Below are 15,942 nucleotides of genomic sequence, written 5' to 3'. Positions count from 1 at the left end.
CTTAATTGCACTGTACATTTTATAAGCTTGCGTATGCAAAGTTCCTACTAATACAACAAATTAGAAGCGTGGGTCTCCATTATCAATTTTGATTTTGGGGATCTTAGTGTATAGATGAAAAGAGGAGTTAATAGATGACTAGAGAAACTATTAAAAATGACCTCAATGAGCTTTTGACTGAATATTTTGAAAAAGTTACATTGCCAGAAAATAGCATTTTTGTCGTTGGTTGTAGTACCAGTGAAATTCTAGGCAAGTGGAAAGGGACAGATTCGAGTTTAGACGTTGGCAGGACTGTTGTTGAAACGGTTCAATCATTTCTTAAACCTCGTCATCTGAACCTGGCTGTTCAAGGGTGTGAACACATCAACCGGGCACTAGTTCTCGAACGTGCGGTAGCTGAACGCCATGGGTTCGAAATAGTTTCGGTTAAGCCGGCAATTCATGCCGGCGGTGGTACACAAGTGGCCGCTTACCAGCAGTTTGATGATCCAGTAGAAGTGGAACATATCGTTGCGAACGGCGGCATTGATATTGGTGGCACGGAAATTGGCATGCACGTGAAATTTGTGCAGATTCCGGTTCGTTTGGATCACCGTGATGTCGGTGAAGCGCGTGTTGTAGGCCTGTCATCACGACCTAAACTGATTGGTGGGGAACGGGCTCGGTATACGTTTATTGAAGATAATTTGAAGGATATTCGTTAAAGGTGTGACATTATGAACAATTCTTCAACTCAGCACGAGACGCTCCGACGGCTGACTTTGAGTGCCATGCTTATTGCCGTAACCGTTGTCATTAGTCGATTATTTATTATCCCCGTACCCATGACCCACGGGAACATCAATCTGTGCGATGCCGGTGTCCTCATTGCGGCCATGTTATTGGGACCACGTGAAGGCGCTAGTGTTGGTGCAATTAGTGGTTTTCTACTGGATTTGTTATCGGGATACGGGCAATATATGTTTTTTTCCTTTATCGCTCATGGCTTAGAGGGTCTGGTCGCAGGTTTAATGTTGTCGAGAGTAAGTAAGAATGCATCAAAGATAATTAGTTTGGTACTCGCTGTAATTATTATGACAATTGGCTACTTTTTAGCTGATAGTCTTTTATACAGTGTTTCGATTGGCCTAATCGGCGTAGCTACAAACCTAATCCAAGGTCTCGTGGGCGTTGTCATTGCGTACGTTGTAGGACCAAAGATTGTTCAACTGATCAAAAAATGAGCTTTAAAATAAAACAATCCACAAAACCCCGGCTTGCCGGGGTTTTGTTGTATAACAACAAGTTAAATGATTGTGTATGCAGCTTCAAACGTTGTCTAACAGACATTTCAACATTGTTGAGACTAAGCACATATCGTTGACGGAAGTATTGGTTTAGGCGCTTACATAAGTTACAAAAGGTTTCATTAATTATAAAATGTTCATTATTTCACAAATAACAAATACACTAAATTCATTGCTAAATTAAGTTATTTCAATTATTTGGAGGAATTATCATGAGCATTGCGAAGGCCCTTGAGGCTACGTTCACAAACGTCTCGATTATTAGTTCGATAACATCGACCGTTTTTATCATTTTGTTAGGTTTTTATTTACGTAAACGGGGCACCTTTGGTGAAACGTTTGGAAAAATTTTGTCAAAAGTTGTTTTGTCGGTTGCACTACCAGCTTTAGCGTTCAATTCATTTATGCAGCCAATCAGTCATGAAACTTTTACACAGGGTTTAAATGTTCTGATTTGGGGCATTTTAATCTATATCATCCTAATTTTCGTAACGCCGTTTTCGTATACGAAGTTTCCTAAGGATAAGCAAGAAACATTAGCTATCTTAACGACGTTTGGTTCAACAACATTCTTTGGTATTCCAATTGTTGGTGCCGTGTTTGGTGCAAAGGGGATTATGTATAGTTCCATTTTTAACATCGGTTACCGAATTTTCTTATATTCATATGCCTACATCAAAATGTCCGGATTGAAGATGGAAGCAAGCAATATCAAAAAAATGTTTTTAAATCCTATCGTTATTGCAACATTTGCTGGCTTGATTTTATGGATGATTCAAGACTTCATGCCAATGGTTGCTGTTAAGCAAGCTGTAAATGGCGTAATTGCACCAAATGCGCCAACCATCAACGTGGCTTTCTATCGGATTGACCAAACTGCACTTTGGTTGTTCAAACCACTGCAGTACTTGGGTAATTTGGCATCACCATTGGCTTGGCTTTCGATTGGTGCAACATTAGGTTCGATTTCCATGAAAGATGCAGCTTCTGATAAAGCCTCATGGTATTACAGTTTTAACAAGGTTATCTTGGTTCCTTTATTGAACTTAGTGCTGCTATTTATCCTAACGATTACTCACATTTTGCCAGTTAGTTACGTTGCCTTGGCAACCGTTATTATCATGATGGCAACGCCGACGGCTTCTGTAGCCTCGGCATACGCGATTAGTTTTGATCGGGATGCTGTATTAGCGTCAAATGCATCGCTGATTTCGACGATTTGTGCCGTTGTTGCGACACCTATCTGGATTGCCTTGCTAGAGGTACTGAATCAGGTTGGGATTTTTAAATAATGACGTTCTTTGATTAAAGTTGAGGTGGATAATGATGTTTAAAATTACAGCATATGGTGTTCGTTCAAACGAAGTGTCGTATTTCAACGATTTAAATAAAAATCAGTATGAATTAAACTTAATAGGCGATTTGTTAACACATGAGAATGTCGAAACTGCTAAGGGTTCAGATGCCGTATTATTGCGTGCCAACTGTGTGGCCGATGCCACGAATTTGGCTAAGTTTAATGAATGGGGTATTAAATATGTCTTCACTCGGACGGTTGGCTTTAATCACATTGACTTGAAGGCCGCAGCTAGCTATAACATGAAAGTTGCACGAGTCCCAGCATACTCACCGTATGCAGTAGCAGAATTAGCGATGACACTGGGGATGATGTCCTTGCGTCACACGACATTGGCAACCAGCCGTGCTGAAGATGGTGACTTTACGGTGGCCCCAGCACTATTTTCCCGTGAAGTCCACAGCAGTACGGTAGGAATTATTGGTACTGGGAAAATTGGCGCAACGGAAGCGAGTTTATATAAGGGTATGGGTACAAGAGTACTGGGCTATGATCCTTACCCTTCGGATTTTGCACGTCAGTTTGTTACCTTTGTTGATCTCGATAAACTTTTGGCGGAATCAGATATTGTCTCGATTCATGTACCTTATTTCCCAGGCCAAAATGAAAATATGGTTGATGAAGACTTTTTGAAAAAAATGAAGAATGACGCGGTTTTGGTTAATACTGCGCGTGGTGAGTTGGTGGATCATGGTGCTGTTTTGCAAGCATTACAAACCAACACACTTGGTAGCTTTGCCACTGACGTTTTGCCAGATGAAAAATTAATTTTTGGTCATCAATTTAGTGGTGAGTTACCAAACAAAATTGTTGAAAGTCTCCGTGAACTTTATCCTCGTGTTTTAATGACACCACATATGGGTTCATATACCAAACCGGCATTGACGGATATGATTGCTGTTAGCTATCAGAACTTTGAACAAGTATTAGCTAACGGTCATACTGATAATGACGTGAAGTTAGATTAAAAATTGCACATGCAAAAAGCGGTCACACCAAATTGGTGGGCCGCTTTTTCATTGCTGGTTACGTCGAAAATGGGGTACAAAATCGACTCAAAAAAAATATTTAGTTCGCGAATTTGTAAACGGTTAAAGGACGTCCAACTGCTAAGTATTTAATGCTGGAAGATAGTTGATGTGTGTCGATTAAATAGTCTAAATATTTTTTTGTTGAAATTCGGGATAGCTTGGCCGCCTGTGCAGCGTCTTGAACAGAAAAGGGTGCTTGTAAAGGTTGAATCGCTGTTAGTACACGTTCTAGTGACAATCGAGACAATCCCTTGGGCAGTGTCTGTGGCAACTGAGAGGATTGTGCGGAGGGAGTTGTAAATAATTGATCTAAGTCCTTTTGTGCCAGGGGACCCGTATTTTTAAGTGATTGGTGTATTTGCAAGAATTTGGTCACTGATTGTTCAAAACGATCAAATGTAAAAGGCTTGATTAGGTAGTCGAGGACACCGTAGTCGATAGCTGCCTTAACATGGTCTGTATCATTTGCGGCCGTTAACATAATCACTTGGGGATGTATTTCAAGGCGCATTAACTCTGTCAAAACCTCACTGCCGGACAGTTTGGGCATATAGACGTCAAGCAAAACGAGGTCCACTGGCTGTTGCTTTAGAATCGACAATGCGTGAGCGCCATTGTCGGTTTTTGTGAGACTTAGCTGGGCTGATGGAATAATTTTTTTTAGATATTGTTGATTAATCGCACTGACCATGGGATCGTCTTCCACAATTAAAACATTCATCATATTAGTCATCGCTCTCCGATTTTTGATTAGATAGTGGTAATTCAACGTAAAAAGTAGTGCCTTGCGGATGATTATTGGTCACAGATAAGTAGCCATCACGGGCATCAACGACCTGTTTAACCAGTACTAAACCGTAGCCGCGATCTTGTCCCTTAGTTGAATAGTGTTGCTCAAACATATGAGCTTTCACTTCTTTTGAAATTCCACAGCCGTTATCTGTTACCTCAATGACTAGGATATTGCTTTCATCATCATAATTAATTGACAAAGTGATTTCTGATTTAACGTTGTTATCGTTATTAACAGCGTCAATTGCGTTATCAATGAGGTTTCCAAGGACTTTAATTAGGTCCACACTTAGGGCTTCTGAGGCGACTTGCTTGGGAAGAAGACTATCAGGCGTGATGGTAAAGGCAACTTGCTGTTCATGAGCCTGGTTTAATTTTCCCATGAGAAATCCAGCTACTGCTGGCGATTGGATATGATTGTTGAGGTTTCCGAATTGGGCTTGGTAATCTGCTGACGTATTGGTAATAAATCGTTGAACTTCATCATATTGATGCAATTCGATTAGACCGGAAACGGCCTGAAGTTTGTTTAGAAATTCATGCGTTTGTGCTCGCAGTGCCTGAATATATTGTGTTGTCCCAGCTAATTGGTCGGCTAGTAGTTGATATTCAGAACGATCACGTAACAATGCCATACTACCTAGGCGTTTGCCAGCCGAAATCAGTGGACTGGTCGACACAATTAATTCTTTAGACTGGATTAATACGGATTCATTAATCGTGCTTTTTGAACCCTTAAACGTCTGCCCAAATAAAGCGTCAAACAGGTCATCATCAAGTGGATCACCAATTGTCAGGGCCGGAAATAGTTCATTAGCGATATCGTTTGCCGTGATCAGCCGCCGTTGTTGATCAATTGCGATAAGTCCCTCCGACATACTGTCATTGATGACAGATAATTCAGTCAACCGAGTAGCGATTTCTTGGGGTTCCATTCCCAGCAGCCGGCGACGAATATGGGTTCCTAGCAACCAGGCGGCGATGATACCGATAATCAGACCAAGCAGTGACCCGATGACAATGGGAAACTCGGCGGCCCGTGTTTCACTATTGATCGATTTTTCCGTTAAGCCGACACAGACGATGCCAATTTGTTGATGCTTAGCATTGTAGATGGGGGTAAAAATTCGGTAACCATTTCCTAGCACACCTGTTTCACGAGAAAAATGTGTGTGACCGGTTAGAGACTTGGCGGCATCTTTTGGGGAACTAAACCGGTGACCAATGACGCGGGTGTCCGGATGTGAGTAACGGATTAGGCGACGGTTCATAACAACAATGAAATCGACATGAGTGGCGCGTTGAATTCGCTTGGTGTATCTTTGAATGTCGCCATGTGCTGATGGCTGTTTAGTTGTTAAATTATCTTTAACAACCGTACTTGTGGCAACAATTGTGGCCGTACTACGGATATTTTGCTTAATGTTTCGTTGTTGCGTTTGGACAACGTTGTGTAGTACGAGAAGTGCAGCAATGGATAAGGAAGTTGCGACCGTTAATAAAACCACTAGAATAATCGTTGTGCGTAGCGACCATTTGCGATGATCAGATTTTTTTTGCATGATGATTGATTGACTCCATTTAAAATAGCTTGATACTATAATTATACAGGTGTGCTAGCCCGTTAAGTCATCCGAATGTAAAATAATTGACGGTATTGAACGTTTATTCCAAACAAACAATTGTTGACTTTTTTGAGAAACACTATAAAATAGTAAGTAACTTTTAAAGAAGATCTCGACTTGATTACTAATGACCATGTCAGGATCTAGGAGGCTTTTTAATGACACCAATGACAGATTTAAGTAATGCACAATTAGACGATATTATTAAAAAAGACGGCAAAGTGATGTTATTCTTTAGTGCCACTTGGTGCCCCGACTGTGCTTTTATTAAACCAGTGATGCCGCAAATTGAATCCAAGTACGATCAATATCAATGGGTTCACGTGGATCGCGATGCAAATATCGACTTCGCTCAAGAGCTGGGCGTAATGGGCATTCCAAGCTTTGTTGCGTTTGAAAATGGTAAGGAAATCGGTCGCTTCGCTAACGCTGATCGGAAGACCCGTCAAGAAGTTGAAAGCTTTATTGATAAGTTAGAAGGACAGCCGGCATAAGCGTGTCCAGAATTGAACAGTAACGATTAAGGTCAATGTCGCTTGTCGGGGTTGGCCTTTTTTTAATTGTCGAGGAATGATTGATTATTTTAAACACGGGGATTTAGGGGGGAATGTGATATGCTAATGACAATAAAGGCACTGGGGAGGCAGACATGATAATAACCACAAGTGATCACGTCAGATTGGATTATACGGATGAGGGCGAAGGACAGCCAGTTGTTATTCTGACTGGCCTTGGTGGTGCAAAAGAAATTTGGCACGCGCAGGTTTCGGCACTAATTTCAGCCGGCTATCGCGTCATCAATGTGGACGCCCGCAATCAAGGCGCTTCGGAACATACTGGCAAAGGATTAAGAATTAGTCGCCACGGTATGGATCTTGCGGAAATGATCGATAAATTGCACCTTGTAAAGCCTATCCTGCTGGGGAACTCGATGGGCGCAGCGACTATTTTTGCTTATTTGTCATTATTTGGAGATGCAAACGTCACTGCGGTGATTGATTTAGATCAAAGCCCGAAAATGATCAATGATGCGGAATGGAAATTTGGTTTTAAAGATGTGACCTGGGCAGAGTTTCCGGACTTCTTCCGAATGCCATTGGGACCGTCCACATTCAAGCATATTGACGATGATACGTATCAACTTGTAACGGCTGTGGCTGCCACGTCTCCATACGATGCAGCACTCAATGAACCATTTTTGTTTGATCATGCTTTTGCAGATTGGCGCGATGTGATTCGTCAGATAAACGTGCCATTTTTAGTGATGGCGGGGGGCAAATCGCCGTACTTTAACCCTGAATTTGCCAGTGTAACTGCTAAGATGGCTGCACATGGTCAGTCAGTTGTTATTCCAAATGCTGGTCATATCTTAATGGCAGAACAAAGTGCGGCAACCAATGCGGCATTGTTGAGCTTTTTGAAAAACCTGCCGCATGTGTGATTCTTCGACACATAAAGCCATATGAGATTCCTTAAGTTGAGCGAGTTATTTGGATAGGTTTGAATTATGTGATATTATGAGCAAGAAAAAATAGTTCGCATTATTTAAAGGGAGGCAAGTTAACAATGGAGAAAACGTTAAATTACGCCGAACAGGTACTTGCAGAAGCAGCAGATGGGCAAGATTACGAGTGGAAAACGGAATATACTGGTCATCCCACGATGCCAATGCGTATTCGTCACATGAACAATTGTGGTTTTGAATTCGAATTATCTCCTGCAGATTTTGCGGCTGGCAAGCGGTGTTATATTCATTTGCACTGTGGTTGGGTTGGTTCAAATTATTAGTTCCAATGAAGAGTGAGATTGTTAAATATTGTGTATTTAGAATTTAGATGGTAGACCAAAAAAGCCAATCCTCGGGCTTGAGGATTGGCTTTTTTATATGGCGTGATACTGGTGTTGCTGGCAATTTTTATAAAACTGTACTTGCACCATCATCCCACGCATCGACAAGCGTGAAGGTGACGTTATCGCTGCCACGTACCAATTTTGACACAGGGCAGCGACTTTCGGCGAGATCAAACCACGCCTGTGCGGTTTTACGGTCCACTTCTGATTCTGGAATGTAGACATACACATCAACAAAAAATTGAAGACCGTGCGTATCATGAGCTTGATCAACGTCTACTCGTACCTTTGTTTGATGCTCGTAACCATCACGTTTTTCAATGGCTTCAAAAGTGGCGTTCAAACAGGTGGCTAAGGCCATTCCGAGTAGTTGTTCAGGATTAGTTCCATTGGTGTCATCGTTTGTATTCCGAATCTGTAGATCGACACGGTTCTTACCTTGAGCAAACGTGTGACCAGAAACACCGTCTTCGTTAACAATTGTCGTATGATATGTTGTCCGTGGTCGTGCGTCTTTTTCCATTTTGTAACCCTCCAAGCGAATTATATTAACAGCTTCATTCTACAGACTGACCAATAAAACAACAATCAATTAGCCTTATTGCTGTTTTTAAGGCTGTTAAAATGTTTCAAAAAAATCCATCAATTTTGATATTTTTTAAAAGCGGTGTATATTAGAAATAGAATAAATGAAGGAGCGCACACATGGCGGATCAATTAGATGACGTATTAAAGTTACATGCTTTACATAATGGGGTTCTTGGCATTGAATCTGAAATGGCTGTTAAAAATCGATCGGATTTGGGCAAAGCGTACACACCAGGGGTTGCTACAATTTCAAAGATGTTGGCTAAAGATCCAAGTTTGCGAGATCACTATACGTTAAGCGGCAAGTTGGTAGCCGTGGTTTCTGACGGTTCGGCTGTTTTGGGTCTTGGCAATATTGGTCCGGCCGGTGCACTACCGGTTATTGAAGGTAAATCATTACTATATAAAGACTTAGCGGGTGTTAACGCTTTGCCATTATCAGTTGCTCAGGTATCCACTGATGAATTCGTCAGCACGATTAAAAATATTGCTGGCAGTTTTGCAGGTATTCATTTAGAGGACATTGCAGCGCCAAGATGCTTTGAGATTGAAGATCGGTTAAGCAAAGAACTCAACATTCCGGTTTATCATGATGATCAAGAAGGAACTGCTATTGTAGTGATGGCCGGCCTTTTGAACGCAGCCAAGGTTGTGAATAAACCATTTAACGATTTGCACATTTTGATTAACGGAGCCGGTGCATCGGGGATTGCGGTTGCTCGCTTGTTGTTTGCCGCTGGTGTGAAACACATTACACTAGCTGACATTCATGGTGTCGTTACGCCTGATGATGACCGTTATAACAAATTCCAGCGTGGCTTGGCGCGAGAATTGGGCACACAAACAACTGGTGCAACATTGCAAGAGGGCATTAAGGGCCAAGACGTGTTTGTCGGATTATCTGATGCAAACGTGCTCACCGGTGATGATGTGCGCAATATGGCCGATCAGCCGATTATTTTTGGCCTGGCCAATCCAGTGCCTGAAATTGATCCAGCAGTTGCTAAGGAGGCTGGTGCAGCGGTTATTGCGACAGGTTCTAGTCAATATCCAAACCAGGTTAATAACATTTTGGTCTTTCCAGGATTATATAAGGGGTTACTGGCCAGTGGTCTTAAACACGTCACGTTTGTTTTAGAAGCAACAACGGCTAAGGCGCTCGCTAGCTTAGTTGAACATCCGACAGCAGATCATATTGTACCAGGCGTATTCGATGATGGGGTTGTTCAGACAGTTGCTAAGGCAGTTGTTGATTTTGCGAAATAATTCGCTTTTTAAAGTTAAAAGATGCATTAAATTTAAAGACCGCTATTGGTGCAAAAAACGCTGATGGCAGTCTTTTGTTATTGACAAGTATTAATCGGCGAACGAGACAAAAATGATGGGTAGGCGTAAACTGTTAACCGTAATTTAAAGAGGAACGGAGAGAAAGTCGTGGCAGAAGATATATTTTCAACTGGTGAACCCCAAACAATCGATGACGTATTGGCAAACAAAGACGAGCGTGTGGCGCTTCAGCAAAGTTTAATCGCTAAATATCCGGGGAGAACAGTGGTGGCTTTAAAAATGAATATTCCCGGACCAATTAAAAATAATAGTGCTTTAGAAAAGTTGTTCAAAGCCGGTGACGCGCAGTTGAGAAGCATGATGACTCAACACCAATATGTCATCATTGATGATGAACATTGGAATCGTCCAACAGGCTCGGAAGCGTTTTATGTCGTTGATATGAAAGCTGACCAGGTCAAAAAATTGGCAGTTTCGTTTGAAGATGAGTTTACACTTGGCCGCTTATTTGATGCCGATGTACTGATGGGCAGCGACGGCGGTGCGCGAGCGTTATCGCGGACTAACTTTGGTTTGCCGGCGCGAACCTGTTTAGTTTGCGGTCGGCCGGCTAAGGATTGTGCTCGTTCGCGTCGCCATAGCGTGACAGAATTGCAGGCCCACATTGCCGACCTGTATACGACTTACTTTGGAGGACAGCTGCTATGACACTTGATTTGAGCGCCCAACAGTTGTCGTCAACACTTTCACAAGTAGGTGAACGGGCGCTCCTTTATGAAGTAGCTGTGAATCCAAAGCCTGGCTTGGTTGATCCCGTTTCCGCTGGTCCGCATCCTGATATGACGGTGTTTACTTTCATTGATAGTGCAACCAGTTTACGGGAATACTTGCACAGATGTGCGCTTGCCGGGCAGCGTTTTGAACAAACTGAAGGTGAATTGCCTGAACTGTTCGGTCAGTTACGACGTTTGGGACAGCATGCCGAGCAGATGATGTTTGAAACGACGAATGGTGTGAACACACATAAAGGTGCGATTTTTTCATTGGGCGTATTAGTTGCGGCGACAGCACAGCAACTAACTGTTAATGACAAATATGCGACAAATGAAGTTATTGCCATTACCAAACAAATGCTTCAAGGATTAACTGAAAATGACTTCAAAAAGATCAAGGCGACTTCACCAGCGTCGCTAACAGCCGGTGAACGTCAATTTCTAAAGTATGGTAAGGCTGGTATTCGTGGTGAAGCGGAGGCGGGTTTCCCAACTGTGGTTGAACTAGCATTGCCATTTTTACGGCAACGTCAGGGAACAACGATGGAACGTTTGCTTGATACATTAATGCGCATTGCCGGCAATACGGATGATTCAAATTTAATCAAGCGGGCTGGTGACGCAAAAATCACTGATTGGATGCACGTTCAAAGTAATCATTATTTCGAATTGGGGGGCAGTCGAACATCAGCTGGTCAAGTTTTCTTAAAACAGCTGAACGAAATATTTTTGTCACGTAATTTGAGTCTCGGTGGCTCGGCAGATCTGCTTATTTTAACGATTTACTTTGCCCTGTTAGAGGGACAACTTTGTTAAGTTTGAAAATTAAAAAGGACACAGATCAAATGACGATTATTGTAATCGCTTGATCTGTGTCCTTTTATAGTTGTCAATAACAAAACGCTGAAAAATAAGCTTATCCTTTGCCGAATCGCCATTCGGTTAAACCGTAAACAATGCCGCTAAGCACCGCTAGGCCCAACATTATGTTCATAACTGCAAAAGCACCGAACACAGCAGCAATCAATACACCAATCAATGTGATAATAACAATCCATAATGCGATAAGCTGAACGGTTGTATTATGTTCTGCGTGTACGCCTTGCTGTGCTCCTAAAGTGGTACCCGCTCCTGCTGGCGTTGAATCAATAGCTTTTTCAGCATTATTTTTTTCTGACATGATCAGACCTCCAGACATGCTTTTTGATAAAACTAATTATATTATTAATTTAATGCTGTTGGCATTCAAAAGCAATCATCTGTTATTCTCCATTCGTTATAAATTTGACGCCGGATAATAACTTTTTTATGGTAGAAAATCACTGTTGCGCTTTTAAGTCGTGATTCACGCTATTAGCTAACCAGCGCGAATACAGCCAGTATCCGAGCCACGACACAATATACCAAGTGGCAAAGCCAACGAATGTGAGTGAAATGCTAACCGTCGTCAATGGCATCCAGTGAAAGATGCCGGCAAAGATCAGATAGATAATTGATGTAAACACAATAATCAACGCATATTTAATCACTGGTTTGATCGACAACCACTGTAGTAGATTGATAAACGTGAGGCTTAGACAAAATATCCAAACCTCAATAATCAATTGATGAATGTGCGGTATTCGTGAAATCAATAGGTTTAAGACGATAAAAAAATTGCCAATTGAAAAAGACGTGAGAAAGCTTTTGAATAAACTCGTCATTTTTTGTGCCATGATATAACCCCCAAAGCTGTTATTTACTTTTGTGTTTGCAATGTTTTAATGCGTTGGCGTAATAAGGGGACAAACCGCCGAGAAACAGCGACTTGCTGACCGTTTTTTAAATGTGCCGTCATTGTTCCAGAAAAAGAAGCTACCAATGAGTCCAAGTACCTTAAGTTGATGGTCGCAGACTGCGAGACTAAGGCAAAAGAATGTTGTGTGAGTTTTTCCATCATTTTTGATAGGGCGCCACGAACATGGAAAATATTGCTCGTTGTCGTGATCGTCAGGTCCTTATTCTGAACTTCAACTGTGATGATCTCTGAAATCTGAATAATGCTCATCCGACCGTTTTCGTGAATCACGATTTGATTGTCACCTTCGTTATACTCGGTAATGTAGCCAATCAAGTTAGTGACACTGTCCGTTTGTGCTCGGGCATAAACGACAACAGTAGTGTCAGATTGATCAATTTGTTTATATGTGACTTTCATATGAATCACCTCTATTTGATGAACTAAGCTTATTAAACGAGCGGCTTAAAAACAATGATTTGCGCGTGAATGGTTGGAAATGTGGCGAAAGTGGTATTGAAGTTCAAAAATGTGCATTTTGCCTTACCTGGGCATAGAATGATGTTATCAATTACTAGGAGGAAAGATTATGTCAGAGCGTTTATCAGGTAAGGTCGCCATTGTTACAGGTGCCGCCGCAGGAATTGGTCAAGCCATTGCGGAGGCCTTTGTTAAAGAAGGGGCCAAAGTTGTTGTTACCGCAGATCATAATGTTGATGGCGGACAAAAGGTTGCCAGTAAATTAGGTGACGCAGGCTTGTTTGTTCAGCAAAATGTGGCCAAAGAGGATGATTGGAAAAAAGTTATCTCAGCGGCTGAAGATAACTTCGGAAAAGTTGACATTGTCGTTAATAATGCCGGTATTGGCGGTAAGAATGGCCCTGTTGAAGACTTATCATTAGCTGAGTGGCAGCAAGTGATCGACGTAAACCTTACCGGGAATTTCCTAGGTGTTAAATACGGTATTCAGGCGATGAAGAAGAATGGTGGTGCAGGTTCAATCATCAACATTTCCTCAGTCGCCGGTCTTCGTGGGTTACCAATGGCCGCTGCTTACTCTTCAAGTAAGGGTGGCACGCGGTTGTTGACCAAGGCGGCTGCTCTATCTGCAGCCCATGAAGGACTGAAAGTTCGAATCAATTCTGTTCATCCAGGTTGGGTTGACACAGCAATTATTCCGGATGAGGTTCGTGATTCTGTTGTTAAAACAATTCCAATTGGAGAAATGGGCCAGCCGTCAGACATTGCTAATATCTGTGTTTTCCTAGGCTCTGATGAATCGAAGTATGCTACTGGTGCTGAATTTACAATTGACGGTGGGCAAAACGCCTGAGTTTATTAAAGTAGACCAATTAAGCGCTCTCTAAAAAATTAGGGGGGCGTTTTTTTGATGTAACTGTAATTTAAACGTGAATAATACCAATGCATTGAACATTGAGATTAACGAATTTTGTTAATGCCAATGTTGATAATGAAGCTGTTGATAATAACTTCTTTCCGTGGTCTTGACCACAGATTGTGTAAATGTGTTAATTGTGCCTATAAAACGGATGTTGTATGATGCAATTGCTGTTTTTGAGTTAGGTAGACCACTTTAGATAATTGACATGGTTGCTAAATATTTAAGTGCCGCTGCGCAAGAAGAAATAGACATTTTAAGCGTAGTGGCAGAGGGCACAATTGTCAGATCTTACTTTTATATGTATGTAACAATATGCATTTTCAAAGGTGGTGCACTAACTATAATAGTTCTGCATAATGCCCATTATTGACTGCCACATTTTTATTTTCAATTCATTTAAAATTGAGGTTTCTGTTTGGTTAAAGGGCTGTTATACTACACATATGACATGCTTAAACTTTTCTTAATGTTTTAAGCATAATTCAGACAACATGGGAAGTGCTGAGAATGGGAACAGAGCAAAGTAATCGTGTTCTGGCTGCGATTGGGGCCGTTAGTGCCATTTTAGCAGCTGGTGGATCATCAGTATTTGCATCACAAATTAAAGCGCAGAAAAACGACGCACCGTCAGGTTATACGCGACACACACATGTGTCACTACAATCGATAGAAACCCTAAATAAGGTTAAGGACGGTGCTGATCGTCAAACCTCTGTTATTTATACGGGACATAATGGTGCACTGGATAACGTTAAGGTTCAAACTATGCAACCAGTTTTGCGCACCGTCAACGTTCAAACGTCACCACAGCATACATATGCAGTCAAAACCGGGGACAGTTTATGGTCGATTGCGGCCGCAAAGGGTACCACTGTTGGTGAATTGATGGCCAATAACCAACTCACTAGTTCTATTATTCATGTTGGTCAGAAGCTGTCCTTAGAGGAGCCGCAAACTCCAAGTAGTGAAGCATCGGCAACGACTGCTTCGGCTGCACCGATTGAAACTGAAGAGGCTCTTAAGACAGTCAACCTTGTTTCTGCAGTTGATAGTAAAGTTGATCAGACAAAAGATGATACCGTCGTGCAAAGTGATGTTAAGTCAACTTCCACGGATCAAATTGCTAATGCTAGTGCAGACGGTTTGAATTCAACCGTTGTTACTTCTGCTGCGACATCTGCTCTTGTTGCAGTTTCAGCGGGGTCTGCAAGTAAAAGTAAAGCCACGACGTCTATAGCACCTACAAGCCAGCAGACTAAGGCTGTCACGACTAACAATGGCATCTCAACCTTGGCAGCAGACAAAACGGGAACATCTCACGTTAGTTCAACTGCTACTTCAACACAGACCGCGACGTTGAGCTCCTCAAAAGTAGCGACCAGCAGTGTTGCAACGTCTGTCTCCAGTTCGACTAAGCAGTTGAAGAGTCAATCTAATAGTGATGTTTCAAACGTCGTAACATCGAATGCGACAATTAAGCAGACAAATTCTATTTCTTCACAGGCGGTGCCTGCTTCGTCAGCATCTGCCCAAGCATCGACGTCTACCCAAACGAATGAGCCAACCCAGTCAACTACGTCACAAGCCGCCACCACAGCGGTTAGTGCAGCACCAACACCATCTCAGCCAAATTACACGGCTGATCAGTCAACACGGACAAAAGTTGTTCAGACTGCTGTTGATTATCAGAATCAACAAGTGCCATACGTTTGGGGCGGTGCGTCGACTCAAGGTGCTGATTGTTCAGGACTTGTTCAACAGGCCTACGCATCGGCCGGTGTTTCGTTGCCACATAATACTGTCGCGCAAGAAGCATATTTTAACGCTCAACCTGTTAATGCAGCCCAACCAGGTGACGTTTTGTTTTGGGGACCGCAGGGTGCGACATATCACAATGCCATTGCAATTGGTGATAGTCAGTACATCGCAGCGCCTGAACCAGGAAAGAACGTTCAAACGTACACGATGGATGGTCGAACCTTTATGCCGAGTTTCTCAGGGAGTTTGCGTCAGTAAGATGTTTGGATAGTTCAACGATGACGAAATAGACTGTTGTAAGTGTTTCCGGCTAATTTGTATGACACTTAACCGATTATCGAAATATGACAATTTGGAAACAAAATAATTCTAAAGCAAGTTGAACGTTTTACAAATGAAAATTTAGGCCCGT

Annotated in this window: 18 protein-coding genes; 12 read left to right on the top strand and 6 right to left on the bottom strand. The window is 42.1% G+C overall.

What is annotated here, in order from left to right; genetic code table 11:
• Positions 1–134: 134 nt before the first annotated feature.
• The 4 genes from G400_RS0102470 to G400_RS0102455 all read left to right on the top strand — a co-directional run bounded on the left by G400_RS0102470 (position 135) and on the right by G400_RS0102455 (position 3,614).
• Complete coding sequence (locus G400_RS0102470) at positions 135–707, top strand: TIGR01440 family protein (protein WP_017262072.1); 573 nt, start codon at positions 135–137, stop codon at positions 705–707.
• A 12-nt stretch (positions 708–719) separates the two neighbouring features.
• On the top strand, positions 720–1,226 hold the full coding sequence (locus G400_RS0102465) for an ECF transporter S component (protein ID WP_017262071.1): 507 nt from the start codon (positions 720–722) through the stop codon (positions 1,224–1,226).
• 275 nt (positions 1,227–1,501) lie between these two features.
• Positions 1,502–2,581 carry an AEC family transporter gene (locus G400_RS0102460; protein ID WP_017262070.1) on the top strand — a complete coding sequence of 360 codons (1,080 nt, stop codon included), beginning with the start codon at positions 1,502–1,504 and terminating at the stop codon, positions 2,579–2,581.
• 34 nt (positions 2,582–2,615) lie between these two features.
• Positions 2,616–3,614, top strand: a complete 999-nt coding sequence (locus tag G400_RS0102455) for an NAD(P)-dependent oxidoreductase (RefSeq protein ID WP_017262069.1) — start codon at positions 2,616–2,618, stop codon at positions 3,612–3,614.
• Positions 3,615–3,714: 100 nt separating this feature from the next.
• On the opposite strand, the gene G400_RS0102450 is transcribed toward G400_RS0102455, so the two are convergent.
• Entirely contained in the window at positions 3,715–4,401 is a 687-nt protein-coding gene (locus G400_RS0102450) for a response regulator (protein WP_026017160.1), read from the bottom strand.
• A gap of 1 nt (position 4,402) precedes the next feature.
• Positions 4,403–6,031 carry an ATP-binding protein gene (locus G400_RS0102445; RefSeq protein ID WP_017262067.1) on the bottom strand — a complete coding sequence of 543 codons (1,629 nt, stop codon included), beginning with the start codon at positions 6,029–6,031 and terminating at the stop codon, positions 4,403–4,405.
• A gap of 221 nt (positions 6,032–6,252) precedes the next feature.
• Between G400_RS0102445 and G400_RS0102440 the strand changes: the two genes are divergently transcribed.
• From G400_RS0102440 to G400_RS0102430, 3 genes are all read left to right on the top strand, one after another.
• Positions 6,253–6,588 (top strand): thioredoxin family protein, encoded by a 336-nt coding sequence (locus G400_RS0102440; protein WP_017262066.1) that lies wholly within the window; start codon positions 6,253–6,255, stop codon positions 6,586–6,588.
• Positions 6,589–6,743: 155 nt separating this feature from the next.
• Entirely contained in the window at positions 6,744–7,535 is a 792-nt protein-coding gene (locus G400_RS0102435) for an alpha/beta fold hydrolase (protein WP_017262065.1), read from the top strand.
• Positions 7,536–7,660: 125 nt separating this feature from the next.
• A complete protein-coding gene (locus G400_RS0102430; RefSeq protein WP_017262064.1) occupies positions 7,661–7,882 on the top strand; it encodes a hypothetical protein in 222 nt (73 codons plus the stop codon).
• A 127-nt stretch (positions 7,883–8,009) separates the two neighbouring features.
• Here G400_RS0102430 and G400_RS0102425 read toward each other — a convergent pair whose 3' ends face one another.
• Positions 8,010–8,468, bottom strand: coding sequence for an OsmC family protein (locus G400_RS0102425; RefSeq protein ID WP_017262063.1), 459 nt, complete (start codon positions 8,466–8,468; stop codon positions 8,010–8,012).
• A 182-nt stretch (positions 8,469–8,650) separates the two neighbouring features.
• On the opposite strand from G400_RS0102425, the gene G400_RS0102420 reads away from it, so the two are divergent.
• The 3 genes from G400_RS0102420 to G400_RS0102410 all read left to right on the top strand — a co-directional run bounded on the left by G400_RS0102420 (position 8,651) and on the right by G400_RS0102410 (position 11,409).
• The gene (locus G400_RS0102420) at positions 8,651–9,799 is read left to right on the top strand and encodes an NAD(P)-dependent malic enzyme (RefSeq protein WP_017262062.1); all 1,149 of its coding nucleotides are present in this window, start codon (positions 8,651–8,653) and stop codon (positions 9,797–9,799) included.
• A 168-nt stretch (positions 9,800–9,967) separates the two neighbouring features.
• A complete protein-coding gene (gene citX / locus G400_RS0102415) occupies positions 9,968–10,528 on the top strand; it encodes a citrate lyase holo-[acyl-carrier protein] synthase (protein WP_017262061.1) in 561 nt (186 codons plus the stop codon).
• Positions 10,525–11,409, top strand: a complete 885-nt coding sequence (locus tag G400_RS0102410) for a triphosphoribosyl-dephospho-CoA synthase (protein ID WP_017262060.1) — start codon at positions 10,525–10,527, stop codon at positions 11,407–11,409. The genes citX and G400_RS0102410 overlap by 4 nt, the downstream gene beginning before the upstream one ends.
• A gap of 100 nt (positions 11,410–11,509) precedes the next feature.
• Here G400_RS0102410 and G400_RS0102405 read toward each other — a convergent pair whose 3' ends face one another.
• From G400_RS0102405 to G400_RS0102395, 3 genes are all read right to left on the bottom strand, one after another.
• On the bottom strand, positions 11,510–11,773 hold the full coding sequence (locus G400_RS0102405; protein WP_017262059.1) for a hypothetical protein: 264 nt from the start codon (positions 11,771–11,773) through the stop codon (positions 11,510–11,512).
• A gap of 139 nt (positions 11,774–11,912) precedes the next feature.
• The gene (locus G400_RS0102400) at positions 11,913–12,308 is read right to left on the bottom strand and encodes a DUF3021 family protein (protein ID WP_017262058.1); all 396 of its coding nucleotides are present in this window, start codon (positions 12,306–12,308) and stop codon (positions 11,913–11,915) included.
• 23 nt (positions 12,309–12,331) lie between these two features.
• The gene (locus G400_RS0102395; RefSeq protein ID WP_017262057.1) at positions 12,332–12,790 is read right to left on the bottom strand and encodes a LytTR family DNA-binding domain-containing protein; all 459 of its coding nucleotides are present in this window, start codon (positions 12,788–12,790) and stop codon (positions 12,332–12,334) included.
• 169 nt (positions 12,791–12,959) lie between these two features.
• Here G400_RS0102395 and G400_RS0102390 point away from each other — a divergent pair, with 169 nt between their 5' ends.
• Together G400_RS0102390 and G400_RS0102385 are read left to right on the top strand one after the other, a co-directional pair.
• Positions 12,960–13,703, top strand: a complete 744-nt coding sequence (locus tag G400_RS0102390; protein WP_017262056.1) for a glucose 1-dehydrogenase — start codon at positions 12,960–12,962, stop codon at positions 13,701–13,703.
• 576 nt (positions 13,704–14,279) lie between these two features.
• Positions 14,280–15,788 (top strand): NlpC/P60 family protein, encoded by a 1,509-nt coding sequence (locus G400_RS0102385; RefSeq protein ID WP_017262055.1) that lies wholly within the window; start codon positions 14,280–14,282, stop codon positions 15,786–15,788.
• Positions 15,789–15,942 lie beyond the last annotated feature (154 nt).

It is taken from the genome of Furfurilactobacillus rossiae DSM 15814, from assembly GCF_000428925.1.
Taxonomy (GTDB): domain Bacteria; phylum Bacillota; class Bacilli; order Lactobacillales; family Lactobacillaceae; genus Furfurilactobacillus; species Furfurilactobacillus rossiae.
Note: the sequence above shows the minus strand (reverse complement) of the source record. Positions and strands in the feature narration are given on the sequence as shown.